Below are 25,418 nucleotides of genomic sequence, written 5' to 3' on the forward strand. Positions count from 1 at the left end.
AACCATGAAAAAGATTCTGACGGTCGACGACTCGGTGAGCGTCCGCCAAATGGTGCGCGCAGTTCTCACAGTCGCGGGTTATGGCGTGATCGAGGCCAAGGACGGCCGCGAGGCTCTCGGCGCAGCGCGCGGCGATCAAGCCAATATGGTCATCACCGACCTCAATATGCCCGTCATGGACGGGCTGACCTTCATTCGTGAGCTGCGTAAGCTTCCTGCCTATAGCGGCGTGCCGATCGTGTTCCTGAGCACGGAATCAGACGCCTCCTTGAAGCAGGAAGCGAAAGCCGCCGGCGCGACGGGCTGGATCACCAAGCCGTTCAGCCAGGAGCAGCTTCTCACCGTCGTCAAGAAATTGATCGGGACCTGACCGCGCCGGACGAGCCGTGGCCGCTGATCGCGTCAAACCATATCTGATGGACGAATCTGATGAACGACGCAGACAAGACCTTTCGCGAGGAAGCCGACGAACTCCTGGAGCAGCTCGAACAGGCGCTGCTCGATCTCGAGAAAATGCCATCCGACAAAGAACTGATCGATAGCGCCTTCCGCGCCCTGCACACGCTCAAGGGATCGGGCGCGATGTTCGGCTTTCAGAAGGTGTCCGCCTTCGTTCACAATTTCGAGACGGCGTTCGACCAGGTGCGCAAAGGTCGCGCCTCGCCGAGCCCCGAGCTCGTCGCCGTCGCGCTGCTCGCCAAGGACCATGTTCGCATCCAGATCGAGGAGCCTGAAGCGGCCGACGAGGCATATGGCGGCCGCATTCTCGAACGACTGCGGCAGGTCGTCGAAGGCGCGGATTCCGCGAGCGTCGAGACGCCTGCGGCCGCCGATGTGGCCGGCGCGCAGCCGAGCACGGAGCGCGCTACTTGGCATATTCGCTTTTCCTTCGACCAACGTGTGCTCGTCAATGGAACCAATCCACTGCTGCTCATCGACGAATTGCGCACGCTCGGCGACTTGCGGCTCAGCGTCTGCGCGGACGCCGTTCCGCCGCTCGAAGCGCTCGATCCGCAGATTTGCTATTTCACCTGGGAGGCGACGCTCGTCACCGATCAGCCTCGCTCAGCCATCGAGGACGTCTTCATCTTCGTGCTAGACGAAATGCGTCTCGAGATCGAACGTTTCGAAGAGCAAGCGCCCCAACCGGCTGAAGAGGCGCTCCCCGCGCCGGTGGAAGGCGCCCAGGCGCCCATGCGCCGCGGCTCGGACAGCGACGGACGCGGCGCGGGGACAGTGCGCGTGCAAGCGGAAAAAGTCGACGAGCTGATGGATCGCGTCGGCGAGCTCGTCATCGCACAGGCGCGCTTGTCGCAGCTCGCAGGCGCAGCGAGCCTCGACATCAAATCGATCGCCGAAGAGATCGAGCGGCTGGCCGCCAATCTTCGCGACGTCACCATGGGTATTCGCATGGTGCCGATCGGCTCGCTGTTCGGTCGCTATCGTCGGCTCATCCACGATCTCTCGAGCGAACTCGGCAAGCCCGTCGATCTGGTGATGTCGGGCGAGGAGACCGAGCTCGACAAGACGATGATTGAACGCCTCGCCGACCCACTCGTGCATCTCATTCGCAATGCGCTCGACCACGGACTAGAGGACGCCAATAGCCGCGTCGCCGCCGGCAAGCCGTCGACCGGACGCATCCGACTCGCCGCCAGCCATTCCGGCGCGGAGGTGCTGATCACCGTCTCTGACGATGGGCGCGGGCTCGATGTGGCGCGTATCCGCGCCAAAGCGGTCGCCAACGGCCTCATCGCCGAAGACGCGACGATGACTGACGCCGAGATTCATCAGCTCATCTTCCACCCCGGCTTCTCAACGGCGCAGGCGATCACCAAGCTCTCGGGACGCGGCGTCGGCATGGATGTGGTCAAGCGGGCGATCGAAGCTCTACGCGGCGCGATCGACGTGACGAGCAAATATGGAGAGGGCGCCGAGGTCACACTGCGCTTGCCGCTGACACTGGCGATCATCGAGGGTCTGCTGGTGCGCGTCGGCGATGGTCGTTACGTCATTCCTCTGTCGTCCGTCGAGGAGTGCGTCGAACTCAGCGCGGCCGGAGAGGCCGGCTCGAGGGGACGTAGCTTCCTCAATATCCGCGGCGAGCTCGTGCCGTTCCTGCGACTGCGAGAATTCTTCGCGACGAGAAGTCCGCCGGATCCGCATCAAAAGGTCGTCATCGTCTCATTTGGCGACCAACGCGTCGGTCTCGTCGTGGACCAGATCATCGGCAGTCATCAGACGGTGATCAAGTCGCTCTCCAAGTTGCACGCAGACGTTCCCTCGTTCTCAGGCGCCACGATCCTCGGCGACGGCGCCGTGGCCCTCATTTTCGACATTCCGCACCTCGTCGATCTCGGCCAGGCGCATGACGAGCAGCGCAAAGTCAAAGAGATGGAGGCGGCATGATGACGGATGCGGCGTTGCTCGAAAGCAGGCAGTGCCTCATGCTGGGCGTCGGCGGCGAAATTTTCGCGATCGACGCCGAGAGCGTGCGCGAAATTCTCGATCCGGCGCCCGTGACCGAAGTGCCGGGCGCGCGCGATTTCGTGCGCGGTCTCATCAATGTGCGCGGCAAGGTCGTGCCGATGGCCGATCTGCGCCCGCGTTTTGGAATGGAGGTCGAACCGGCAACCGCCGACACGCGATTCGTCGTCATCGAGATCGATCTCGACGGCGAGCCGACCGTCGTCGGGATCGTCGCCGATAAGGTCTATGAGGTCGCCGAGCTGCCGCGCGCCTCGCTCGGGCCGGCGCCGCGCATCGGCATGCGCTGGCGGCCCGAGCTCGTGAAACACATCGGCCGATGGAAGGACGACTTCCTCGTCGTTCCGGACATCGAGCGCATCTTCAACTGAGGTCGCGCCAATCGCGCAGGGCAAGGAACGTTCAATGCGGTACACAGTCAAAGCCAAGCTCACCGCCGCCTTCGGCGTGGTGATCCTTCTCTCGGCGGCGGCCGGAGCGGTGTCGCTGACCAAGCTCTCAGCGCTGAACGAAAATATCGAGAAGATCGTCAGCGAGCGAGTGAAGCGGCTGGAGATGACCGAGGAGCTCAAAGGCCATATGCTGATGGGCCTTCGCGCGGAAAAGAACGCCGTGCTCGCGCCGAGCGACGAAGAGACGGCGCGATGGGTCGAGGACGCGCAGAAGGAGAGGCGAACGGGGAATGCGCTGCGCGATGAGCTCTTCGCCAGCGCGAACGCCCATGGAAAGGAGATCCTCGACAAGTTGAAGGGCGCCGCCGATCGCAAGGACGCGATCCAGGACAAGATTTTGAATGGCGCACGGCTGAATTCCAACAACAAGGCGCTCGTGCTTCTCGATGGCGAGGGCGCGATCGCGATGCAGGAGCTGGACGGGACGATCGCGCGATTGACCAAGCAGCTGCTCGACAACAGCATTGGCGGTTATGCGTTGGATCTGGAGCGCATCGACAGCAATGCGAAGCGCATCGTTATCGATGTGCTCGGCCTCATCGGCTCTTCGGAAATGGTCGATCTCGAGGCGAAGCTCAAGCCGCTGAAGGAAAAAGTTGCCGCTCTGAACGCGAGCGTCGACACCTATAAGGCGAGGGCCGTGAAGATCGGCGCATCTCTTCCCTTCGACGCATTCTACGCATCATTCGATCGCTGGGCAAAGATCGTCGACCGCGTGATCGCGATCGCGCATGACGGCGGGAATGTCATCGCAGCGAGCCTGACACGTGGAGAGGGCGCGAAGCTCACAGGCGAGCTCATGAAGATCGCAGACGAATATATCAAATGGCAGCATGATCAGCTCGCCGACGCCAAAGCCAAGGCCGACTCCGATTACGAGCAGGCACGAATGCTGCTCATCGCGGTGCTGGCCGGCTCCGTCGTCGTCGCAGTGGGCGCAGCGGTCTGGATCGGCTATTCGATCAGTCGCGGCCTCGGCCGCGCGGTCGGCCTCGCCGAAGCCGTCGCGAGTGGCGACCTGACCCGCGATATCGAGGCCGAGGCCAATGACGAGATCGGCGATCTCATCAATGCGCTGAAGACGATGGTCGTCAATTTGCGCGAGATCATCGCCAAGACGTCCAATGCCGCCCACAATGTCGCATCCGGCGCACAGGAGCTTTCGGCTTCCGCCGAGCAGCTCTCGCAGGGCGCGACCGAGCAGGCCTCTTCGGCCGAGGAAGCTTCCGCTTCCATGGAGGAGATGGCCTCCAACATCAAGCAGAACGCCGACAACGCCAACCAGACCGAGACGATCGCGCATCAATCGGCGCGTAACGCCGAAGCGAGCGGCGAGGCCGTCGACCGCGCCGTAACGGCGATGCAGACGATCGCCGACAAGATCGGCATCGTGCAGGAGATCGCCAGACAGACCGATCTGCTCGCGCTCAATGCCGCCGTCGAGGCGGCGCGCGCCGGGGAGCACGGCAAAGGCTTTGCTGTCGTCGCCTCCGAGGTTCGCAAGCTGGCCGAACGCAGCCAGACGGCCGCGGCGGAGATCGGCGTGCTGTCGACCGATACGGTGAAGGCGGCGCGCGAGGCCGGCGAAATGCTGACGAAACTCGTCCCCGATATCCGCCGCACCGCTTCGCTCGTGGAAGAGATCACCTCGGCCTGCCGTGAGCAGGACGCCGGCGCGGCGCAGATCAACCAGGCGATCCAGCAGCTCGACAAGGTGACGCAGCAGAATGCGAGCTCGTCGGAGGAAGTGTCCGCGACCTCGGAGGAGCTATCGAGCCAGGCCGAGCAGCTGCAGGCGACGATCGCCTTCTTCCGTCTCGGCGATGACTCGAACGCCTCGATCGCAGGGCGCGGGGCGACGCAGCCTCCGGTTCGCCAATTGCGCGACAAGGCGATGTCAGCCGCCGCCGAACTCGCTCATCGTTCGACAGCCGACCGCGCCAGACCGCGGTCCGCGAGACCGGCGATGAAAGCCACGGGGACGGGCGGCTTCGTCCTCGATCTCTCGCACGGAGAGGACGAGCTGGATGCGGAATTCCGGCGCGGGTGAGCATTCCAGGAATTGCTTCCGGCATTCCGTCGGGAGCCATGGAAAGAACCATAGTGTCCCTTGCAGAAGCGACAGGGTCAATCGATGCGTTATACAGTCAAAGCAAAGCTCGCGACCGCCTTCGGCGTCGTCATCGCGCTCTCGGCGGTGGCGGGAGCAGTTTCGTATGTGAAGCTCGCCGCGCTCAACGAGAATGTCGACGTGATCGTGAACGGTCGCGTCAAGCGGTTGACGTTGGCGGAAGACATGAAGGTCGCGGCGCTCGACAGCATTCGTTCCGAGAAGAACGCCATTCTCGCCACGACCGATGAAGAGACCGCTCGTTGGGCGGAAGACGCCGTGAAGAAGCAGCGGCAAATGCTCACACTCCGCGATGAAGCCTACCTGGGCACACATGCACACGGCAAGGAGATTCTGGATCGCTTCAAATCGGCTGCAGAGCGGCGAGCCGTCGTGCAGGACAAGACGCTCGCCGCCGCCAACCAGAACTCCAATAACAAGGCCAACGCCCTTTTTTCCGGAGAGGGAGAGATCGCGGGCCAGGAGGCGAAGTCCGCGCTCGACAGGCTCGCCGAACAGACGTTCAAAGCGACGGGCAGCGCGGCCGTCGACCTGGAGCTCACGCGGCTGCGCACGGAAATGGAACGGATGCGTGGCGACATCAACCGCTATATTTCCGTCTCGAATATAGTGGAGCTCGAACCGCGGTTCAAATCTCTGCAGGCGGAAGCCGCAACTCTGCGCGCCGGCGTCGAGGCGTTCCGCGCCAAGGGGACGAAGCTCGGCATGGCGCCGCAGTTCGACCAATTCGTCGCGGCTTTCGACCGCTGGCTGAAGATCTGCGATCGAACGATCGTTCTGGTGCGGGAGGGCGGCAATGTCGTCGCCAGCGATCTCTCGCGGGGCGAGGGAGCGAAGCTGTCGGCGGAGATGCTCAGGGGACTCGACGACTATCTCTCGTATCAGACGGATCGTCTGGCGGAAGGCAAAGCCCAGGCGCAGACCGACTATGAGCAGGCGCGCGTGCTGCTGATGCTGGTGCTCGCCGCTTCGCTCGTCGTAGCGTTCGGGGCGGCCGTGTGGATCGGCTTGAACATCAGCCGTGGACTCGCCCGCGCCGTGGGCCTCGCCAACGCCGTGGCGATCGGCGATCTGAGCGAGACGATCGCCGTGAAAACCGATGACGAGGTCGCTGACCTCATCAAGGCGCTGAATGCGATGACCGCTAATCTAAATGCGACGGCGGTGATCGCCGACAAGATCGCTGCCGGCGATCTCACGGTTGAAGCCAAGCCGCTGTCCGACAAGGATACGCTCGGGATAGCACTCCAGCGAATGGTCGAAAATCTGCGCGAGATCATCGTGAAGGCCACGAATGCCGCGAGCAATGTCGCGGCCGGCGCCCAGGAGCTCTCGGCTTCCGCCGAGCAGCTCTCGCAGGGCGCGACCGAGCAGGCCTCTTCGGCCGAGGAAGCTTCCGCTTCCATGGAGGAGATGGCCTCCAACATCAAGCAGAACGCCGACAACGCCAACCAGACCGAGACGATCGCGCATCAATCGGCGCGTAACGCCGAAGCGAGCGGCGAGGCCGTCGACCGCGCCGTAACGGCGATGCAGACGATCGCCGACAAGATCGGCATCGTGCAGGAGATCGCCAGACAGACCGATCTGCTCGCGCTCAATGCCGCCGTCGAGGCGGCGCGCGCCGGGGAGCACGGCAAAGGCTTTGCTGTCGTCGCCTCCGAGGTTCGCAAGCTGGCCGAACGCAGCCAGACGGCCGCGGCGGAGATCGGCGTGCTGTCGACCGATACGGTGAAGGCGGCGCGCGAGGCCGGCGAAATGCTGACGAAACTCGTCCCCGATATCCGCCGCACCGCTTCGCTCGTGGAAGAGATCACCTCGGCGTGCCGAGAGCAGGACACCGGCGCCGGGCAGATCAATCAGGCTATCCAGCAGCTCGACAAGGTGACGCAGCAGAATGCGAGTTCGTCGGAGGAAGTCTCCGCGACCTCGGAAGAGCTATCGAGTCAAGCGGAGCAACTGCAGGAGACGATCGCCTATTTCCGCCTCGGCGATACCCCGGCCGCAGCGCTTACGGCGCGCAGCGGGGCGCATCCACCGGTTCGCCGACTACGCGAAAAGGCGATGTCTGCCGCCGCTGAACTCGCGCATCGCGCGAACCCCGAAAAGGCGCGTCAGCGTCCCGGGAAGCTTTCGGTCAAGGGAACGGGCTCGGGTGGATTCGTGCTCGACCTCTCCGGCGGAGAGGATGCGATGGATGCCGAATTCCGGCGTGGATGATCGAAAACGGGCGCGCGCTCTCCTCTCCGAGAGAGCGCGCTCTCGACGCCCGTGATTTGGGTTCGCCTCGACACGAGGACTTTCAAAATGACTCAGGACGCAGCACAATTCGTGACCTTGGGCCTCGATGGAGAGGTCTTCGGCATACCCGTCGCGCTGGTGCGCGAAATCCTCGATTTTCGCCAAATCACCAGATTGCCGCAGGCGCCGGCCTTCGTGCTCGGCATGATCGATGTGCGTGGAGCGGCCGTGCCGATCATCGATCTTCGGGCCAAGCTCGGATTCCCATCGGCGCATGCGACGCATGCGACGCGGCTCATCGTCGCAAATGTCCCGCTCGACGGCAATGAGCTATCGCTGGGTTTGCTCGTCGATTGCGTTATCGAGGTAACGGAACTGGATCGCGATCAGATTGATCCACCTCCGCAGGTCGGCGGTCGCTGGCGCGCCGAATGTATCGCCGGAATCGGACGTCGGAATGGCGGCTTCATCGTCATTTTCGATTTGCCCCGTTTGCTCGCGGAGGACGACGCGGCGCTCGCCGCGGTCGCCTTCGCGCAGCGCGCCGCTTGATGGAGAATGGTCTTGTCGGCCGCCCCAGAAAGAAAGCTCACGGAAGCCACGTCATCCGCGATAAGACTCGATGCGATGAGCGATCGTCATTTTCGAGACCTCGCCGCCTATATTGAGCGAGAAGTCGGAATTCGATTGCCTCCCACCAAACGCACGATGGTCGAGGGTCGTTTGCGGCGACGGGTGAAAGCGCTCGGAGTGGCAAATCTCGACGAATATGTCGCGCTGGTCCTCGATCGGGACGAACTCGGCGGCGAGAACATGCATCTCATCGACTGCGTGACCACCAATAAGACGGATTTCTTCAGGGAGCCCGAGCACTTTGAAATTCTGACGCGGGTGGTCATGCCACATTTGCTCGACGGAGCGCGGCGCCGGAACGAGCGTGTCTTCAAGTTCTGGAGCGCAGCGGCGTCGATCGGAGCCGAGGCCTATACGCTCGCCATGGTGCTGGCTGATCTTTCGGCTGCCGAGCATTTCGGTTTCCGAATTCTCGGCACCGACATATGTTCGACGGCGTTGGCGCAGGCGCAGGCCGCGATCTACCCGGAGGATATGCTCGCGCCGACGCCAAAGGCGATGCGTGAGCGCTATGTGATGTCGTCGCGCAATTCTGCGCGGCGGGAGGTACGGATCGTGCCGGAGTTGCGTCGGCTCGTTCGCTTCCAACGCCTCAATTTGATGGACGCGACATATCCGATCGACGAGGATATCGACGTGATCTTCTGTCGCAATGTCCTCATCTATTTCTCGTCGCCGACGCAACAGGCGGTGGTGGCGAATCTCTGTCGGCATTTGCGGCCCGGCGGTTTTCTGTTCCTCGGCCACTCCGAGTCGATGGCCGGGGGAAAGCAGGCGTCTATGCGGCAGATCGCGTCGACAGTCTTTCGAAAAGAAGTGGGTCGCACATGATAGAGCCGAAGAAAATTCGCGTGCTCATCGTCGACGATTCGGCGTCGGTTCGCCAGACTCTGAGTGAAATTCTCGACGCGGAGCCGGACATAGAGGTGATGGGAACGGCGTCGGACGCATATGCTGCGGCGCGGCGCATCCAAGCGGAAATTCCGGATGTGATCATCCTCGATGTCGAAATGCCGCGCATGGATGGAATCACATTCCTGCGTAAGATCATGTCGCAGCGGCCAATGCCCGTCATCATCTGCTCGGGCTTGACCGAGGGCGGATCGAAGACCTTGATGGACGCAATGGAGGCCGGCGCGGTCGATGTCATCGCGAAGCCGCATGTCGCGACCAAGCAATTCCTCGTGGAAGCGCGTGTGCGCGTCTCTGATGCGGTTCGCGCCGCTGCTCACTCCAAACGTCGCGGCGCGACTCGCAGCGTCCGCACGATCGAGCGAAAGCTCTCAGCGGACGTCATGCTTCCTCCGCCGTCTTTGCGGACGATACATCGTCCGACCGAGAAGATCGTCTGCATCGGGACTTCGACCGGCGGCACGGAATCTCTGCGTGAAATCCTGGAAGTTCTGCCGGCGCATGCTCCTGGAATGGTCGTCGTTCAGCATATGCCGGAGCATTTCACGGCCGCCTTCGCGCGGCGGCTCGACGGCCTGTGCCGGGTCGAAGTAAAAGAAGCCGAGGAAGGCGACGTCTTGGAAGCGGGGCGCGTTCTGATCGCGCCCGGAAATAGACACATGCTCTTGCAACGCGTCGGATCTCGCTATCACGTCGCGATCAAGGATGGTCCGCTCGTTTCGCGTCACCGGCCCTCGGTGGACGTGCTGTTTCGCTCAGCGGCGCAATGCGCCGGCGGCAATGCGACAGGCGTGATCATGACTGGAATGGGTGATGATGGCGCGAAAGGACTGCTCGAGATGAAGCAGGCGGGAGCGCGCACGTTCGCGCAGGACGAGAAGAGCTGCGTGGTATTCGGCATGCCTAAGGAAGCGATCGCGCTAGGCGCGGTGGACAAAGTCGTTTCGCTCGATGCGATCGCTCACGAAATTCTGCTCGCCGAGCACGCGATCTGACGCATTGCGCAATAGAGATGGATATGGGCATGAGTTTCGCTTCTTCCATTGCGACTGTCGACCGCGTCGCCGACTCGCTCGATGATGTTTTCCAGGATAGCGAGCGCACCTTTGCGACGATCGGCGCGGGCTTGGGTGACGCGATCACGAATTTTGCGACGCTCACAACGACCTTCGAAACTTTGTCGACGAGTCTCGAAAACGACGATATGCGGAATGCAGCGGACCGGCTGACGAAAATCGCGGGAGCGATCGATTCGATGAGTGCGGCTCTGGTGAGCGAACGTTCGGCGCTCGCGGAGCTCTTGGCGGTCAATCGGGAGATCTCTGGGGGACTCGGCCGTCTGCAGAGCGGCGCGCGCACAATGACGATCTTGACGCTCAACGCGAAGATCGAGGCGGCGCGCATCGACAGGAACGAGGAGGACATTTCGATTTTTTCGATCGAGATGGCGCGTACGGTCAAGACGGCTCAGGACACCGTCGAAATGCATAGCTCAGCGCAGGCCAATCTGACCCGCTTGCTCGAAGTAGCTTGCACGGAACAGGCGCAATTCGAATCGACGCATCGCGACAAAATGGTGTCGATTGCGCAGGAACTGTTGAACGCCTTTGGCGTGGTCGACGATCGTCGACGGCAAGCGGCGGCGATCGCCTCGGGGATTGGCGAGCGCTCGATGCAGATCTCCGCCTCGATCGGTTCCGCTATCGTCGCATTGCAGATCGGGGACAATACGCGGCAAAGGGTGGAGCACGTCGTCTCGGCGCTGCGATTGCTGCGTTCGACATTGCCGTCGAAATCAGGCGTCGCCGGCGAGTTCTCCGATGTGGATCACGCGATGGCGCGGTCGGTTCTGCTACTGGAGTCGGCTCAGATCGATGCTGCTTCGGAGGGATTCGAAGATGGCGTTCGGCAGATCCGTGAAGCGCTCGAGCGATTGGCGCAGGATTGCGCGGCGATCGGCGAGGAAGGAAAGCAAATTTGCAGCGCCGGCAACGGCGCGCGGGGTTCGTTCCTCGATATTTTGAAGGAAAAGCTGGCCACCTCGAAAAGGCTGATGCGCGAATGCGCGGCGGCTTCCGCCTCCGTCGACAACGCGAAGGCGTCGGCGTTGCGGACGTTGATTTCGCTTCAGGAGCGAATGGCGTCGCTCAACGAGGCGGTCAAGCAAATGACGCTGGTCGGCATCAATGCGGCGTTGAAGTCGCGGCATTTCGGCTCCGATGGCCTGGGGCTCTGCGTGATTGCCGAACAATTGCGCAGCTATGCGAAGCAGATCTCGGCGGATGCAGAAACGCTCATGCCGTCATTGTCGCGAGCGATCGCCCTCGCGCATGGGCTCGAAGTTCGTCGAGCCAGCCTAGTCGGCATGGACGATTTCGAAGCTGAGCTTTCCACGGCGCTCGATAGTTTCGACGATATCGCCCTTCGTCTCGACCGCGCCTTCGCGTCCCTGCTGTCCGATGTCGAGAAGGTGAACGGTTTTCTTGGATATTCCGCTTGCGACCTCGCGCCTCAAGAGGTGCTCTGCTCAGTCCTGCGCGGCGCAGGGCGTAAACTCGACGGCATCGCGCGAAGCGTTCCAGACGTGTCGATCAGGGGGTCTACTAACGGCTTCCTGGACTCTTTATGGTCGCTCTACACGATGGATGGAGAGCGAAGCGTGCATAGGCGGTTCTGTGAGCCGTCCGATGACGACGGTCTGGTTTCGTCGAGTTCGCTCGATGCGGGGCTCGACGATATTTTGTTTGCTTGACGGAGCGATCGGCATTCGTGCATGCCGGTTTCGTCCAGACGGAGAACGCTCGCGCGGACGTGGTCGGGCACGGATTGCCAGCGACGACGGGCATTCCAATTGCAATGGCGTCGGCCACCGGCGTCGCGCTCGCGCAGATCGATCGCCGCAATATTGGCAAGGAAGCTACGCGATCGGGAACTCTGGCGTCGGCATCCGCACCGACGACAGTCGATACAGCCTCACCTTCCGGGCCAAGAACATCGGGGACGAGCGTCCGTTCTCCTCATGGGATCCAGGAACCGCCAGCACCCCCGCCACGGTCGGTGTGCCGCGTTGGCCGTAAGCGGTGCGAGCGTCCCACCTCGAAAAAGTTTGAGCGCCGCGCGATCCTCTTCAAGTGATTTGGTCATGAGGAGGGTTGGGCGATGGATCATTCCATGCTTGATGCCATGCATGAAGGCAGGACTTATCAACGGGTGGAGCTGATCACCGGCGGCCGGCGCCGGCGCAGTTGGACGTCCGAGGAAAAAGCCAGGATCGTCGCGGAAAGCGCGGAGCCGAACGCCAACATTTCGGACGTCGCTCGGCGCAATGGCGTAAGCCGTGGACTGCTGACCGTCTGGCGTCGGCAGGCCTGGGAGGCGCGAAGCACGTCCGAGCATGAATCGCTGTTCGCTGCGGTGCGCGTGAGATGTGTCGAGGAGCGCCCGCAGAATGCGGCCGCAATCGTCGAGGAGCGAGATGCGGTCTCTGTCGTGTCATGTACGATCGAGGTCTCGATGGCCGATGCGACGGTCCGTGTGCCGATGGGCGCGGACAGCGCGACGGTCAACGCAGTGATTTCGGCGCTGCGTCGTTCGCGATGATCTCCGTCGGCGCGCAGCGACGTGTGTTCGTATCGACGCGGCCGGTCGATTTCCGCAAAGGTGTGCATGGACTCGTCGCACTGGTGGCGGAGGATTTAAGATGCAATCCTTACAGTGGTGACGTGTATGTGTTCCGCGCCAAGCGCAAGGACCGCTTGAAGTTTTTGCTATTCGACGGCTCGGGAACAGTTCTGGCGACGAAATGGCTGGAGGATAGCGGCTTCGCCTGGCCGCCAGCACAAGACGGTGTGGTGTCTCTGACGCCGACGCAGTTCGCGATGTTGTTCGACGGCTTCTCCGAATGGTCGCGCATGACGCCGAAGGCGGTGAAGAGGCCGAACAAGACTGCGTGATATTGCTGTATTCGCTGGAGCGTCAGCGAGCGCGGTGGTACATTCATGTCATGGCGCTTCGCTCCACGCCCCTTCCATCGGACCCGGCTCTGCTGACGGAGCTGGCGCTCGCGCTCGAAGCGGAAAACGAGACGCTGAAGACGACGATCGTGACGCTGAAAGCCCTGATTTTCGGCGCGCGCTCCGAGCGCTTGTCCAGGCTGGGCGCCGAACAGCTCGCGCTCGACCTTTCGGATAATCGAGACGAAGAGACGCGGAAGACGGCGGCGACGAACGACGACATTCCGGCGTCCGAGGAAGCCGCGAAGAAGCCGTGCAAAAAGGCCGGGCGCAATATCGGGAAGCTGCCCGAGCACCTTCCCCGCTGCGAGCGCGTCATAGAACCGACGACAACGCGGTGTCCCTGCTGCAAAGGACGGATGCATCGCATCGGCGAGGATGTGAGCGAAGTGCTCGACCGTGTGCCGGCCGTGCTGCGCGTCTTGCGCACGATCCGTCCCAAATATGCATGCCGGGCTTGCGAAAGCGCGGTCGTGCAGGCGCCGGCGCCGGCGCAGTTGATCGAAGGCGGCATGGTCTCGACGACGCTCGTCGCTCATATCGCTGTCGCCAAATATGGCTGGCTCTCGACCCTCTATCGTCAGACCGCCATCCTCGCCGGCCTGGGCGTCGTCCTCGATCGGCAGACGCTGGCGCGCTGGATGAAGCAGACGGCCTGGATGCTGAAGGGGCTCTACGATCTGCAATTGGAGGTGATGCATCGCTATCCGCGGCTCTTCTGCGACGAGACGCCGATGCCTGTGCTCGCGTCCGGACATGTGAAGCTCCGACAGTTCTGGGCGCATGCGACCGATGACCGCCCCTGGGCGGGACCGGCTCCGCCGGCCGTCGCCTATGTGTTCGCGGACGGCCGCAGCAAGAAGGAGATCGCGTCGCAGCTTTCCGGCTTTACCGGAATCTTGCAGGTCGACGGCTACGCCGCCTACAAGGCGCTGGTCAAGGACTCGGGCGCCGAAAGCCGCGTCACACTCGCTTTCTGCCTCGCGCATGCGCGCCGCAAGTTCGTCGCGGTGTTCAAAACGACGAACTCGCCATTCGCCAAAGAGGTCATCGAGACGATCGCGCTGGTCTATGCGATCGAGAAGCGCATTCGCGGCAAAAGCGCCGATGAGCGGCGCGCGGTTCGGCAGGCCGAGACAAAGCCGATCATGGAGGCGCTCCACGCCCGCTTGATCGCCGTGCGCGACGGGCTGTCGCAAATCTCGCCGCTGATCAAGGCGATAAACTATACGCTCGCGCATTGGAGCGGATTGACGCGCTTTCATGACGATGGCCGCATCGAGCCGGACACCAATATCGTGGAGCGCCCCATTCGATCGATCGCGATCGGCAAGCGCAACTCGCTTTTCGCCGGCGACAATGGCGGCGCCGAAACATGGGCGATCCTATCGACGCTGATTCAGACGGCGCGGCTCAATGGCGTCGATCCAGAGACATGGCTCGCGGATGTGCTGGAGCGCATGGTCTCCGGCGCGACCACCAACAATCGGCTCGCCGAGCTTCTCGTGTGGAACTGGAAAGCTGCGCGTGACCAGGCCGAAGCGGCGGCATGATCCGCCATCAACGCAACAGGCTCGGCTCGCTCGCCGTCTCCGCGTCCCTCGTATCGGAGCAGATCGACTCTTTGATCAGCCGCTCCGTCGTCTGCTCGAAATAGATCCAAAGGTCCGTGTGCAGATCGGAAAATTGCCGCCACACGACGGCGTCGAAAAAGCGCCGCGGCACCCTCACCATGATCGTCGTGCGGCGTTGCCGCGAATAGCGGAATGGGCGCACGCCGTAGCGTCGGCATAGAGCGACAAACAAGCGCACCGACCATTCGTCCGGGAGGCTGAACTTCATCTCGACGGGAGGATCGCTGCGCGCCGCCTCATCGAGCTTCGCCCTCAGCCGATCGGCCGCCGCGCTGGCCGCCTCGCGCTCTCCCGCGCTCGTCGCGCCGAAATGCAGCGCCTCCACCTTCCGCAACCGCTCTCGAAGCTGGTCCTCGATCGTCATCGGCGTCGCTCCTCAAAAGCACGACGCCATCCCTCCGATCAGACGTCAACTGCCCAGCACCCGCCGTCCACAGCCGATCGGTGTGGCACGGCCGCACCGCTTACCGTTGGCCGGCGACCTTCGGCGGCTCCTTTCGCGTGTAGCTCTTGTGAAGAGCTATGCCGGATTTTAGGTGACGGGGCGGATCAAGCGGCGGTTTTGGCTTCGCAGGCGATCTCGATTCCGTCACGGAATGTGACGCCTTGGATGAGTTTCGGCAACTGATTTTGCCCTTTCAGCCGACGCCAATTTTTCGACGCCGCCATCACGAGCTTGAACACCATGAGGCGCGCCGTGTCCTGTGAGAGCGCGCCTTTCACGCGCACCGTGCGATGACGCACCGTCGAAAACACGCTCTCGATCGGGTTCGACGTTCGCAGATGCACGAAATGCTCGGCAGGAAAGTCGAAGAAGGTCAGCAGCGTGTCACGATCCTTCAGCAGGCAATCGACGGCCTTCTGATATTTCGGCGCATATTTCTCGGCGAAGGTCGTCATCGCCGCCTCGGCCGCCGCGCGGCTCGGCGCTTGCCAGATCTCGCGCAGGTCTCTGTGGGCGTTCGGTTGAACGGACTTCGGCAGCTTGTCCAGGATGTTCAACGTCTTGTGCACCCAGCAGCGCTGGTGGCGCGTCTTCGGGAACGCCTCGTCGAGAGCCTTCCAGAAGCCGAGCGCGCCGTCGCCGATGGCGATCTCCGGCGCGACCACCAGGCCGCGATTCTTCAAGTCGACGAGCAGCTCCTTCCAGTTCTGCGCGCTCTCGCGCATGCCCGTCTGAAAGCCGACAAGCTCCTTCTTGCCCTCCGGCGTCGCGCCGATCAGAACCAGCATGCATTCCGCCTGCGGCTCCATGCGGGCTTGCAGATAGACGCCGTCGGCCCACAAATAGACATAGCGCCTCGTCGCCAAATCCCTCGTCTGCCAGCGGCTATAGTCCTCCTCCCACTCGCCTTTCAGCCGCGAGATCACCGCCGGCGAGAGATTGGGGGCGTCCTTGCCGAGCAAGGCTGTCAGCACATCCTGAAAGTCGCCGGTGGAGACGCCGGCGAGATAGAGGGCCGGCAGCAGCGCGTCCAGGCTCTTCGTCCGTCGAGCCCATTGCGGTAGGATCGACGAGGCGTAGCGGATGCGCGTCTCGGCGTTTGGCGCTCCGCGGTCGCGCGCTTTCGGCTTTTCCACCTCGACGGGGCCGATGCCGGTCTGGATCATGCGCGCCGGCTCGCGCCCGTGGCGAACGACCCGCCGCCGCCCGTCCGGCAGCGCGAGATCGGCGTGGGCGTCGAGAAACGCCTCGAACTCCGCTTCGACGGCTTGTGCGATGAGCCGCTTCGCCCCCGCCCGCAGAATTTCGGTGAGTGGATCGTCGATTTCGCCTTCCTGGCGCAGGGCGACAACTCTATTCTCATTAATGGCGTAACGCTCCTCTTGGAGGTTCGGGTCGGCTGCACACCAACCCCGTTACGCCGCTCTCCTCACGCCGTCATCACCCACTTTCCGGTATAGCTCCATTTTGCGCGGCGACGCCGATATCGCTCGACGCGGCCGCGCCAGAAAAACCTGATTGCCCTGCGTGTCTCCAGCATCGAGATCGGCCGTTTCGCCTCGAAGTCGCGTGTCGATTCTCTGCCGCGCGTTCCCGCGACGCTCGCCGACGCTTTCGCTTCCCGCTGGATGATCGACTACGGCCGCAAGACGTCGATCATCGAGGCATCGGGGCTATCGATCGCGCCCGCTCGCCATGCGCCATGTAGACGAGCGCATATTTGTCGATTACTCGTCCTGCAGGCGATAGCCGATGCCGGGTTCGGTCAGAATGAGCTTTGGCGCGCTCGGATCTTCCTCGATCTTCTGGCGCAATTGCCCAACATAGACCCGCACGAATTGCGTGTCTGTCACCGTGGCGCCCCAGCCCGCCGCCAGCAATTGCTTGTGCGTGACAACTTGCCCCGCATGTTGCGCGAGAGTCCGCAACAGATCGTATTCCTTGCGAGTGAGCTTGACCTCTTCTCCGTAGACGGTGACGCGCCGCTTGATGAAGTCGATCGACAAGTCGCGGCACGAATACTCGGTCGACTCCGCGCGGCGGCGCGCCTGATGCCGAAGCGCTGCGCGCAGGCGCGCCTGCAATTCTCCCATGTGGAACGGTTTGGTGACAAAGTCGTCGGCGCCGACGTCAAGGGCGGCGATACGCTCTGCCTCATCATGCCGCGCCGACAGCACGAGGATCGGCGCCTCGGTCCACTCGCGCAGCGCAGCAATCACATCCTTTCCATCCATGTCCGGCAGACCGAGATCAAGGACGATGAGCTCAGGCGCGTTCCGCGCCACGACGCTCAGCGCTTGCGCGCCCGTCTCCGCGATCGCGATACGGTAGCCCGCCGCTGTCAGCGCCTTGTGCAGAACGCGTGCGATTGCCTGCTCGTCGTCTACGAGCAGGACTTGGGGAGCCGCGTCGCTCACTCGACCGGCTCCATCGCAGGATGCACCGGCAGGCGAACTTCCATGCGCGTGCCCCTGCCGCTGTTGGCCGGACTGAATGCGCGCACGTCCCCCCCGAAGGATTCGACCAATCCGCGCGACACGGACAAGCCGAGGCCCACCCCCGCGCCCGTACGTCGATCGCTACGACCGCGGAAGAACTTGTCGAATACCCGCGCCAAATCCGCTTGGGGAATGCCTGGCCCCTCATCTTCGACCGCCAACACGATATTCGCGTGTTCGCGCACCGCGCTCACCAGGATGGTCGACCCTGACGGAGTGTGAGAGATCGCGTTCTCCAGTAAATTCACCAGCGCCTGCTCGATAAGCACGGGATCGACGAAAATGCGTTCGCCCGCTGTATGAAAGGCTCTCGAGACGCAGCGCCCCTTGAGCCGCGGCGCGACTCGCTCCAGGGCCGACGCCAAGGCTTCACCGGGATCGATCAAGACACTCCGGACTTGCAGGACGCCGGATTCCAGCCGAGTCATTTCGAGCAAATTCGCGACATAGCGGTTGAGACGTTCGGATTCGTCTTGGATCGTTTCGAGCATTTCTCTGCGGGTCTCGGCGTCAAAATGCCCGTCGTGCTCCTGCAGAGACGTTGCCGACGCGAGGATGGTCGAGATCGGCGTGCGCAAGTCATGCGACAGTGACGAAAGTAGCGCCGTGCGCAATCCCTCCTTTTCCATCACGATCGTCGCATCGGCGACTTCTGCAATGAGGCGCGCGCGATCGATCGCGACCGCCCCCAGTTCGAGGACCGCCTCGATCCAGCGCTGATCCGGCGTGATCGTCCGCGCGCCCTCGGCTGTCCATATCGCGACGGCGCCGAGAACGCGCTCGCCGGTCTCGAGCCTCAAGAGCCAGCAATGCGCGCGCACATCGTCTTTCCGGTTCGACGCCAGAAACGCTTCCATCTCCTGGCTCCATTGCGCCGCGACGTCGCGCCTCTCCAGGGAAACCGATGCAAGACGAAGTGAAGCCACGTCGCCCAGCCAGATCGCGGCGCTGCATCCACCTTGTTCGAGATGTCGAACGACGCGGTCCGCTGCGTCCTGGGGCGCGACGGCGCGGGAGAGATCTCTGCTCGCTTCGAACAGCACTGTCAAATCGCGAAGCCTATCGGTGGCGTCGCGCGCCCGATCGCTCAATCGCCCCGATAAGCCGCCCACCAAAACGGCGCCGATCAGAAAGCTGGCGAAGGCGAGAAAATCCGCTGGCGCGAACTGCAATGAGAACTGCGGCTCGATCAGAAAAAAATTGTAGCTGAGGAAGGCCAGCAGGGCCGCGAACAGCGCGGCGCTCTTGCCGAGCCACATGCCCGCCAGAAGGATGGCCCCGAAGAAGACCAGCGAGAGATTTCGCGAGTCGGGCATCGAAGACCAGAAATAGCCGAGGCAGGTCGCCACCACGATGAGCGCAGCGGCGATAAAATAGCGCCATCGTCCCCCGCGGTGGCGCTCCGCATCGTCATCGACGACGAAATTTCGCGCCGCGGCGAGCAGTTGCATGGCATCGGGCCTTCGCATATTCCACTCCTCCCACTCTAACGTAATCGCCCCCTGTGCGCAGCATTTATCTGCGCATCTCGGGACGAGTCTCGGCCGATTGCGGTCTTTATAAAATCCTTACACTTCATTGCTTGCGCTCCGTTTCCTACATTCGTGACGCGCCGCGTTACCGAGCGGCTCTTCGCAAGGGGAATCACCGTGAGTCACGACGCCGCGACTTTTGCAGATATCAACGCCATCAAGGCTGATTTCAACGACGTCTACCGGCGCCGAGATCCACGCGCCTACTACGAAGTGTTGGGCGCCTTGGATTACGTGATTCCAGAAGTCGCATGTCCGATCTTCGCACAATTGGTCGAGCGGTGCGTCATCGAACGTGGGCGACCCATCACCGTTCTCGATATCGGCTGCTCATACGGCGTGAATGCGGCCTTGTTGCGCCATGACATCACCCTGCGGCAGTTGCGCGAACGCTATTTGTCTCCATCCGTACAAGCCCTGTCGCCCGACCAGGTCGCAGAGTACGATGGTCGCTTCTATTCCGGCTGGCCGGCGCGGACGGACGTGCAATTCATAGGACTCGATATATCCTCCGAGGCCATCGCATACGCGCTCGAGGCTGGCCTGCTCAACGACGGCGCGGCAACTGATCTCGAGACTGAGCCGCTCGATGACCGCACGCGTTCGCTCATTGCCCGCGCCGACTTGGTGATCTCGACGGGTTGCGTCGGCTACATCACGCATGCGACGTTCGAGAAAGTCATGGAGGCGAGCGGGCAGTCACACGAAAAGCCCTGGATCGCCTCCTTCGTGCTTCGGATGTTCGATTACGACAAGATCGCTCGAGGGCTCGCGCGCCATGCGCTCGTGACCGAAAAGCTCAACAGCGCGACCTTCGTGCAGCGCCGGTTCCGCGATTGGACCGAACAGGAACAAACGATCTCGATGCTCGATGCACGCGGCGTCGATCCGACGGGCAGAGAGGCGGACGGCCTTCTGCATGCGGAACTCTTCGTGTCGCGACCCGAAGAGTCGGTCGCCGCCACCACTTTGTCCGAGATTGTCTGGCTCACATATGGCGTCGCTCTTCCGCTCGGCGACCGCCAGCGCCTCCCACAGTCTCGAAAGAACGAAGCGGCGGCCCGCCATGCCCCCCCGACCGCGGCGTCGTTGGCGTATGACTCGCTCTACACGACGGCCCAGACCTGACACGGCCTCCGGTCATTGGGCTCGGCCGCGTCGACGAGTTGCTCGAACTGGCCGAAAGCGATACGACCCTTCCCGAGGTCGCCAAGGCGGCCGTGAATATTCTAGCCCAACATCTCGAAGGGCTCGACAAATCGATCGACGATCTGGAAAAGCAAATCGGCCGCGCCCATGCGAAATGCGAAGTGAGCCGGTTGCTCGACCGGGTTCCCGGCGTCGGGAAAATCATCGCCTCGGTGATCTCAGCCAGCGTGCCCGACCCGAGCGTGTTCAAATCGGTGCGCGATTTTGCCGCCTGGCTCGGTCTCACGCCGAGGCAAAACTCCAGCGGCGGCAAGCAGACGCTCGGGGGCATCACCAAGCAGGGCAACCGATACATCAGGAAATCGCTTGTCTTGGGGCAACCTCGCTGCTGCACGGCGTAGGCAAACGCAAAGGCGCCTTGCGAGACTGGATCGTCGCGCTGCTGGCGAAGAAGCCGGCGCGACTGGTCACGGTGGCCCTGGCCAATAAGCTGGCCCGGATCGTCCGGGCGATGATGAAGACCGGCGAAAGCTTCGTCCTGGTCGGAGACAGAGGGGGCCTCAAGTTCTAGTTTGGTCAGCGCTTCGAAACGTGATGAACGACACGGTCGTGACCGAATGCCTGGAACACCCTGATGCCGAGCACGAGCGTAAAGCTCGCTCCAATGATAGGGAGCCAGTGCGTCGGACTTCATCAAGGCCAGCGGACGTATGCGCCGCACCGAAAGGCCGGACATTTGCCGAGCAAGGCCGTCAGCACATCGTGGAAATCGCCGGTCGAAACGCCGCGCAGATAAAGAGCCGGCAGGAGAACGTCGAGGCTCTTCGTGCGCCGCGCCCATTTCGGCAGGATCGACGAGGGGTAGCGGATGCGCTCGTCGTCGCCAGCGCCGCGAGCGCGCGCCTTTGGCTTTTCCACCTCGACAGGCCCAATGCCCGTCTGGATCGCACGGACAGGATCATGGCCGTGACGAACGACGCGCTGGCGCCCATCCGGCAGCTTCAGATCGGCGTGCTACGCCAAAAACGCGGCGAACTCCGCCTCGACGGCCTGCTCGATCAGCCGCTTCGCGCCGGAACGCAGGATTTCCGTGAGTGGATCGTCGATTGCGCCTTCCTGTTTGAAGGCGACAACATTTTTCTCGGATATGGCGTAACACTCCTTCGGGAGGTTCGGGCAGGTTTGGTCACTGACCCCGTTACGCAGCCTTCCTCACGCAGTCATCACCCACTTTCGGCCATAGCTCACTCAAAATCGCTGGACGTGTTTGGAGAATCGTGGCTATGTCTGACGCTCTAGGGGCGTCAAAGCGCCCTCTGACCGTCACAGGAATGCTGGAACGTTGATGACAGCTTTGACCTCGGCCAGCGTAGCCGGCGAAGACGCAGTCGACAAGATTGTGCATCACGCCGAGATTTTATCTACACATCTTCAAGATGTGCGCGAACGCAGGTTCTGTCGCAAATTTTTTCTACAGGCGCGCCGGTCAAGTGAGAATGACGTGGCTCAGGCGGCGAGGGGATAGAATTGCTGCGCGGGACGCATTTCGTTCGTCGTTCGCATTTGCCCCTTTCGGATCATGTGCATCAACTCGATCCCGGAAAGCGTCGCGGCAGCCGATCGAAATGATTTGAAACCCAGCGTCGGACGCGTCACGCAGTTTCACTGCTCGATGGTCCTGCTCGACGATATTATTGAGATATTTGACGCGCCGGATTTCGATGTCCGCTTCATGCTCCTCATTGTAGCTTTGGATCGCCGCTGTGTTGGCTTCGCTCTTGTCGATCGTTATCTTCTTCGGCTCGCCGTGCTGGCCGATCGCTTTGCGCAAGAAGCGTAACGCGGCTTTGCAGTCCCTCTTGGCCGTCAGAAAGAAATCGACCGTCGCACCCGCTTTGTCGACCGCCCGATACAGATATTTCCAGCAGCCTTTGACTTTCACATAAGTCTCATCGAGACGCCAGCTCGACCCGACAGCGCGCTTGCGAGCACGAAACTCCTTCTCCAGCAAAGGCGCATATTTCGCGACCCAGCGGTTGAGCGTGGAATGGTCGACCTCGACGCCGCGCTCTTCCATCATTTCCTCGAGCTGACGATAGCTCATCGGATACGCCACATACCAGCGGACGCCCCATAGGATCACGTCGCGTTCAAAATGGCTGCCCTTGAAATCGATCATCACGTTATCCCGCCTGCCTCAGCCCCGCGATCATAGCCCCAACCGGCCCGCGAGAAAAAATTCGCGACAGAGCCCGACCAGGACTTCTCCGTGCGGGCCTGCTTCTTCTGTAGCGGCCACTGCAACAGGAAGTGAGGAAGAACCAATTGCGGTCGCTGCGGGCTTGCCAAAACCCGTCCGTTGGGTCAGATTTACCTTGAAACAAAAGGCTAGGGAACTGCATTACGATATCTAATCAGATGGAGGAATATGAAAGATTTTGGCGACTAGCCGATGGAGGAAGACTAGAAGTACCGAGACTCTCAATCGAGAAAGAGCGCTTCAAATTATAAGGTGCAATTATGATTTACGCGAATGACTGTTTAGTGCGTTTTAAGTCTGTTTTAGAGCGCATTCGAGACAGCTTTATTCATGAAGAGTCTAACGCATTTTCCGAAGTTTCGCCCATTTGGAAGACTCTGTTCGCGCATCGCTCTCCCGCGGTCGAGTTTAATGATTTTGCGGTCTTTCTCAGTGATGGTGCCTCTGTTATCGATGGCGCGGCAGCCAAATGTCTCGATGTAGCGGAAAAGGAGCGCTTGGCACGATATCACGCCGATTATATCCGTGCGGAAGAGCTTCAGCGCAATCCGCTTTCCTTGGTTGGGACGCCGACCATATTCGAATTCGAGGGGTTGGCGTGCAACACCGCCTACCTCGAGAATCTGAGCCTTTTCCTTGATGTCGAAGAGCTGATCAAGCCCCTGTTGGGATGGCAAGGATTGCGGATACTGGAAATCGGCGCGGGCTATGGCGGGCTGGCGTCCCTGCTTATTCGCGCCGGAGTTGCGAAGAGCTATACGATAATCGACTTGCCCGCGAACCTGCAATTTGGTGCCTTTTATCTTACTCAGAATTTTCCGGAAATTCCTTTTCGGGTAGTGTCCAGCTCGGGCGAGCTTCCTCCGGATGACTTTGCAGGACTGACCTTTGTCACCGCCGGGAACATCCGGGGGTTGGATGCGCAGACTTTTGATCTTGCGATCAATACGGACAGTATGGGCGAAATGCCGGCGCAGGCGGCTAAGGCCTACGTGTCATGGGTTGCGAGCCATTTGCGACCGGGAGGCTGCTTCTTTACGAAGAACGGACATCGCAGATCGAGCACTGGCGTTCAACGTGCGTCGGAATACGGCTATGAGCAGATGGACGTACTAACGCTAGAGCCGATGAAGACACCGTCGACGTTATTCGCGGACCATTCGCACCGACTGGTGCTTACGCCCCGCAGTTTCGAGCAGCCAAATGTACAGTGGAAGTATTTCGACGGGCTTTGCGAGCTTTATGCGCTTGGGCTTCACGACGAATTGAAGCCTATCAGTCGGGCTTTTGCAAACAGCGCTTGGAGCGAGGAGCAGAAGCGTTTTCTCGACGAGGTCAAAGCATTTACCGAAATCCGGGATTTTTCCAGGAAGATCGCCATTTTTGGCGAATTTCAGGATAACGATCTGCGTGTCAGCGTCACCTATCTTAAGGGGTTGTGCGCCTTTTTCTGCACCCGCGCCGTTGCTGCCACTTATTTGGAAGAGTATCTATCTGGCGCATCGTCACACGTGGCGGAGGCAACTGCGCTGTTCCTGCTGTCGCAGATGGGGCATGCCCGGCTGAGTGGTCCATTCCGCTGTGGCACCCGGACCCAATTTATGGTGGAGGAATTGCAGCGTTTGGGTTCCTATCCGCTGGGGCTCGCGCGCGTTGCCTATTCGCTTCGGAACGATGTGCTGCGCAAAAAGTTGAGTGGCATTTCCGGATATAAGCCATCGAAGCTGCTCAAAATGAAGAATCTCGCGTTCAATTTGCGGGAAGGGAAGGGAGTGAGTTTTGAGCGGCACTAACGCTACTGGGCGATGTCATGTCTGGACGGCGCCTTCCCGTCAAGGCGACTTTGAGATCTCTGCGATGGTTCGTGAGCGCGGTCATGTCTTCGGCCTTTCGCAGCGGAACTTCGCCCGCTGGCCCTGATGTTGTCCGCTGATCCCTTGCCCCGATCACATTAGCGCGCTCTTCCGCGCAGGGCCTGTCGCGAATTTTTTCTCGCGGGCCGGTTGGGGCTATGATCGCGGGGCTGAGGCAGGCGGGATAGCGTGATGATCGATTTCAAGGGCAGCCATTTTGAACGCGACGTGATCCTATGGGGCGTCCGCTGGTATGTGGCGTATCCGATGAGCTATCGTCAGCTCGAGGAAATGATGGAAGAGCGCGGCGTCGAGGTCGACCATTCCACGCTCAACCGCTGGGTCGCGAAATATGCGCCTTTGCTGGAGAAGGAGTTTCGTGCTCGCAAGCGCGCTGTCGGGTCGAGCTGGCGTCTCGATGAGACTTATGTGAAAGTCAAAGGCTGCTGGAAATATCTGTATCGGGCGGTCGACAAAGCGGGTGCGACGGTCGATTTCTTTCTGACGGCCAAGAGGGACTGCAAAGCCGCGTTACGCTTCTTGCGCAAAGCGATCGGCCAGCACGGCGAGCCGAAGAAGATAACGATCGACAAGAGCGAAGCCAACACAGCGGCGATCCAAAGCTACAATGAGGAGCATGAAGCGGACATCGAAATCCGGCGCGTCAAATATCTCAATAATATCGTCGAGCAGGACCATCGAGCAGTGAAACTGCGTGACGCGTCCGACGCTGGGTTTCAAATCATTTCGATCGGCTGCCGCGACGCTTTCCGGGATCGAGTTGATGCACATGATCCGAAAGGGGCAAATGCGAACGACGAACGAAATGCGTCCCGCGCAGCAATTCTATTCCCTCGCCGCCTGAGCCACGTCATTCTCACTTGACCGGTGCGCCTGTAGACAAAATTTGCGACAGAACCTTTCCGTGAGTGGATCGTCGATTCCGCCTTCCTGTTTGAAGGCGACAACATTTTTCTCGGATATGGCGTAACGCTCCTTCGGGAGGTTCGGTCACTGACCCCGTTACGCAGCCTTCCTCACGCAGTCATCACCCACTTTCGGCCACAGCTCGGTGAGCTCGTTGATCTGAGCCATCAGGAATTTCGGATCGCCGCTGTCGTCGATCTCCATTTGGCGGATGAGACCAGAATTTCTCACCGGCGTCGAACACATTTGTC

The 25,418-nt window shown here is 61.4% G+C and carries 22 protein-coding genes and 1 pseudogene; 17 read left to right on the forward strand and 6 right to left on the reverse strand.

All coding sequences use genetic code 11. From position 1 onward, the window contains the following. Positions 1 to 4: 4 nt before the first annotated feature. From GYH34_RS21120 to GYH34_RS21175, 12 genes are all read left to right on the forward strand, one after another. The gene (locus GYH34_RS21120; protein ID WP_161915520.1) at positions 5 to 370 is read left to right on the forward strand and encodes a response regulator; all 366 of its coding nucleotides are present in this window, start codon (positions 5 to 7) and stop codon (positions 368 to 370) included. Positions 371 to 429: 59 nt separating this feature from the next. Continuing rightward, positions 430 to 2,409, forward strand: a complete 1,980-nt coding sequence (locus GYH34_RS21125; RefSeq protein WP_161915521.1) for a chemotaxis protein CheA — start codon at positions 430 to 432, stop codon at positions 2,407 to 2,409. Further along, on the forward strand, positions 2,409 to 2,858 hold the full coding sequence (locus tag GYH34_RS21130; protein ID WP_161915588.1) for a chemotaxis protein CheW: 450 nt from the start codon (positions 2,409 to 2,411) through the stop codon (positions 2,856 to 2,858). The genes GYH34_RS21125 and GYH34_RS21130 overlap by 1 nt, the downstream gene beginning before the upstream one ends. Before the next feature lie 34 nt (positions 2,859 to 2,892). Next, positions 2,893 to 4,989, forward strand: a complete 2,097-nt coding sequence (locus GYH34_RS21135; RefSeq protein WP_161915522.1) for a methyl-accepting chemotaxis protein — start codon at positions 2,893 to 2,895, stop codon at positions 4,987 to 4,989. An 84-nt stretch (positions 4,990 to 5,073) separates the two neighbouring features. Further along, positions 5,074 to 7,290 carry a methyl-accepting chemotaxis protein gene (locus GYH34_RS21140; protein ID WP_161915523.1) on the forward strand — a complete coding sequence of 739 codons (2,217 nt, stop codon included), beginning with the start codon at positions 5,074 to 5,076 and terminating at the stop codon, positions 7,288 to 7,290. A gap of 87 nt (positions 7,291 to 7,377) precedes the next feature. Further along, positions 7,378 to 7,863: a chemotaxis protein CheW gene (locus GYH34_RS21145; protein WP_161915524.1), complete on the forward strand. Its 486-nt coding sequence runs from the start codon at positions 7,378 to 7,380 to the stop codon at positions 7,861 to 7,863. Between the two features lie 6 nt (positions 7,864 to 7,869). Further along, on the forward strand, positions 7,870 to 8,775 hold the full coding sequence (locus tag GYH34_RS21150) for a CheR family methyltransferase (protein WP_161915525.1): 906 nt from the start codon (positions 7,870 to 7,872) through the stop codon (positions 8,773 to 8,775). After that, a complete protein-coding gene (locus GYH34_RS21155) occupies positions 8,772 to 9,851 on the forward strand; it encodes a chemotaxis response regulator protein-glutamate methylesterase (protein ID WP_161915526.1) in 1,080 nt (359 codons plus the stop codon). Before GYH34_RS21150 ends, GYH34_RS21155 begins: the two co-directional genes overlap by 4 nt. A gap of 29 nt (positions 9,852 to 9,880) precedes the next feature. Next, on the forward strand, positions 9,881 to 11,608 hold the full coding sequence (locus GYH34_RS21160) for a hypothetical protein (RefSeq protein WP_161915527.1): 1,728 nt from the start codon (positions 9,881 to 9,883) through the stop codon (positions 11,606 to 11,608). A gap of 419 nt (positions 11,609 to 12,027) precedes the next feature. After that, a complete protein-coding gene (locus GYH34_RS21165; RefSeq protein WP_244635151.1) occupies positions 12,028 to 12,456 on the forward strand; it encodes a transposase in 429 nt (142 codons plus the stop codon). Continuing rightward, a complete protein-coding gene (tnpB, locus tag GYH34_RS21170) occupies positions 12,453 to 12,809 on the forward strand; it encodes an IS66 family insertion sequence element accessory protein TnpB (protein ID WP_161914411.1) in 357 nt (118 codons plus the stop codon). The genes GYH34_RS21165 and tnpB overlap by 4 nt, the downstream gene beginning before the upstream one ends. Positions 12,810 to 12,859: 50 nt before the next feature. Next, positions 12,860 to 14,422 carry an IS66 family transposase gene (locus tag GYH34_RS21175; protein ID WP_161915093.1) on the forward strand — a complete coding sequence of 521 codons (1,563 nt, stop codon included), beginning with the start codon at positions 12,860 to 12,862 and terminating at the stop codon, positions 14,420 to 14,422. A gap of 7 nt (positions 14,423 to 14,429) precedes the next feature. On the opposite strand, the gene GYH34_RS21180 is transcribed toward GYH34_RS21175, so the two are convergent. From GYH34_RS21180 to GYH34_RS21195, 4 genes are all read right to left on the reverse strand, one after another. Beyond that, a complete protein-coding gene (locus GYH34_RS21180; RefSeq protein WP_161914410.1) occupies positions 14,430 to 14,867 on the reverse strand; it encodes a hypothetical protein in 438 nt (145 codons plus the stop codon). A 185-nt stretch (positions 14,868 to 15,052) separates the two neighbouring features. Then, the gene (locus tag GYH34_RS21185) at positions 15,053 to 16,315 is read right to left on the reverse strand and encodes an IS256 family transposase (RefSeq protein WP_161915589.1); all 1,263 of its coding nucleotides are present in this window, start codon (positions 16,313 to 16,315) and stop codon (positions 15,053 to 15,055) included. A 360-nt stretch (positions 16,316 to 16,675) separates the two neighbouring features. Then, positions 16,676 to 17,365, reverse strand: coding sequence for a response regulator transcription factor (locus GYH34_RS21190; protein WP_161915528.1), 690 nt, complete (start codon positions 17,363 to 17,365; stop codon positions 16,676 to 16,678). Then, entirely contained in the window at positions 17,362 to 18,897 is a 1,536-nt protein-coding gene (locus GYH34_RS21195) for an ATP-binding protein (RefSeq protein WP_161915529.1), read from the reverse strand. The genes GYH34_RS21190 and GYH34_RS21195 overlap by 4 nt, the downstream gene beginning before the upstream one ends. Positions 18,898 to 19,095: 198 nt before the next feature. Here GYH34_RS21195 and GYH34_RS21200 point away from each other — a divergent pair, with 198 nt between their 5' ends. The 3 genes from GYH34_RS21200 to GYH34_RS21210 are packed head-to-tail and all read left to right on the forward strand — an operon-like array spanning position 19,096 to position 20,698. Continuing rightward, positions 19,096 to 20,106 (forward strand): class I SAM-dependent methyltransferase, encoded by a 1,011-nt coding sequence (locus GYH34_RS21200; RefSeq protein ID WP_161915530.1) that lies wholly within the window; start codon positions 19,096 to 19,098, stop codon positions 20,104 to 20,106. A gap of 38 nt (positions 20,107 to 20,144) precedes the next feature. After that, entirely contained in the window at positions 20,145 to 20,528 is a 384-nt protein-coding gene (locus GYH34_RS21205; protein ID WP_161915531.1) for a transposase, read from the forward strand. Between the two features lie 17 nt (positions 20,529 to 20,545). Further along, a complete protein-coding gene (locus tag GYH34_RS21210; RefSeq protein WP_161915532.1) occupies positions 20,546 to 20,698 on the forward strand; it encodes a hypothetical protein in 153 nt (50 codons plus the stop codon). Between the two features lie 167 nt (positions 20,699 to 20,865). Here the strand turns inward: GYH34_RS21210 and GYH34_RS22120 are convergent. Both GYH34_RS22120 and GYH34_RS21220 read right to left on the reverse strand, forming a co-directional pair. Then, positions 20,866 to 21,317: pseudogene (locus GYH34_RS22120) on the reverse strand (transposase); the annotation flags it as partial. Positions 21,318 to 21,633: 316 nt separating this feature from the next. After that, positions 21,634 to 22,306, reverse strand: a protein-coding gene (locus tag GYH34_RS21220) for an IS6 family transposase (RefSeq protein WP_244635442.1) whose coding sequence is annotated in 2 segments (ribosomal slippage) — positions 21,634 to 21,780 and positions 21,782 to 22,306 — 672 coding nt in all. Because the reading frame shifts where the segments join, the coding sequence is not laid out codon by codon here. 341 nt (positions 22,307 to 22,647) lie between these two features. Here GYH34_RS21220 and GYH34_RS21225 point away from each other — a divergent pair. Both GYH34_RS21225 and GYH34_RS21230 read left to right on the forward strand, forming a co-directional pair. Beyond that, a complete protein-coding gene (locus GYH34_RS21225) occupies positions 22,648 to 24,180 on the forward strand; it encodes a putative sugar O-methyltransferase (RefSeq protein ID WP_161915533.1) in 1,533 nt (510 codons plus the stop codon). Between the two features lie 252 nt (positions 24,181 to 24,432). Then, positions 24,433 to 25,105 (forward strand): IS6 family transposase gene (locus tag GYH34_RS21230; RefSeq protein WP_244635443.1). Its coding sequence is split into 2 segments (ribosomal slippage): positions 24,433 to 24,957 and positions 24,959 to 25,105, totalling 672 coding nucleotides; the frame shifts between segments, so codons are not numbered across the junction. The last annotated feature ends 313 nt before the right edge of the window (positions 25,106 to 25,418 follow it).

It is taken from the genome of Methylosinus sp. C49 (genome assembly GCF_009936375.1).
Lineage (GTDB): Bacteria > Pseudomonadota > Alphaproteobacteria > Rhizobiales > Beijerinckiaceae > Methylosinus.

Excerpts from the sequence above, each read along its gene's own strand:
- GYH34_RS21175 (WP_161915093.1), top strand. The coding sequence starts at position 12,860 with ATGGCGCTTCGCTCCACGCCCCTTCCATCGGACCCGGCTCTGCTGACG.
- GYH34_RS21140 (WP_161915523.1), top strand. The coding sequence starts at position 5,074 with ATGCGTTATACAGTCAAAGCAAAGCTCGCGACCGCCTTCGGCGTCGTC.
- GYH34_RS21130 (WP_161915588.1), top strand. The coding sequence starts at position 2,409 with ATGACGGATGCGGCGTTGCTCGAAAGCAGGCAGTGCCTCATGCTGGGC.
- GYH34_RS21135 (WP_161915522.1), top strand. The coding sequence starts at position 2,893 with ATGCGGTACACAGTCAAAGCCAAGCTCACCGCCGCCTTCGGCGTGGTG.
- GYH34_RS21125 (WP_161915521.1), top strand. The coding sequence starts at position 430 with ATGAACGACGCAGACAAGACCTTTCGCGAGGAAGCCGACGAACTCCTG.
- tnpB (WP_161914411.1), top strand. The coding sequence starts at position 12,453 with ATGATCTCCGTCGGCGCGCAGCGACGTGTGTTCGTATCGACGCGGCCG.
- GYH34_RS21160 (WP_161915527.1), top strand. The coding sequence starts at position 9,881 with ATGAGTTTCGCTTCTTCCATTGCGACTGTCGACCGCGTCGCCGACTCG.
- GYH34_RS21145 (WP_161915524.1), top strand. The coding sequence starts at position 7,378 with ATGACTCAGGACGCAGCACAATTCGTGACCTTGGGCCTCGATGGAGAG.
- GYH34_RS21195 (WP_161915529.1), bottom strand. The coding sequence starts at position 18,897 with ATGCAACTGCTCGCCGCGGCGCGAAATTTCGTCGTCGATGACGATGCG.
- GYH34_RS21155 (WP_161915526.1), top strand. The coding sequence starts at position 8,772 with ATGATAGAGCCGAAGAAAATTCGCGTGCTCATCGTCGACGATTCGGCG.
- GYH34_RS21120 (WP_161915520.1), top strand. The coding sequence starts at position 5 with ATGAAAAAGATTCTGACGGTCGACGACTCGGTGAGCGTCCGCCAAATG.
- GYH34_RS21180 (WP_161914410.1), bottom strand. The coding sequence starts at position 14,867 with ATGACGATCGAGGACCAGCTTCGAGAGCGGTTGCGGAAGGTGGAGGCG.
- GYH34_RS21150 (WP_161915525.1), top strand. The coding sequence starts at position 7,870 with ATGGTCTTGTCGGCCGCCCCAGAAAGAAAGCTCACGGAAGCCACGTCA.
- GYH34_RS21165 (WP_244635151.1), top strand. The coding sequence starts at position 12,028 with ATGCTTGATGCCATGCATGAAGGCAGGACTTATCAACGGGTGGAGCTG.
- GYH34_RS21225 (WP_161915533.1), top strand. The coding sequence starts at position 22,648 with ATGATTTACGCGAATGACTGTTTAGTGCGTTTTAAGTCTGTTTTAGAG.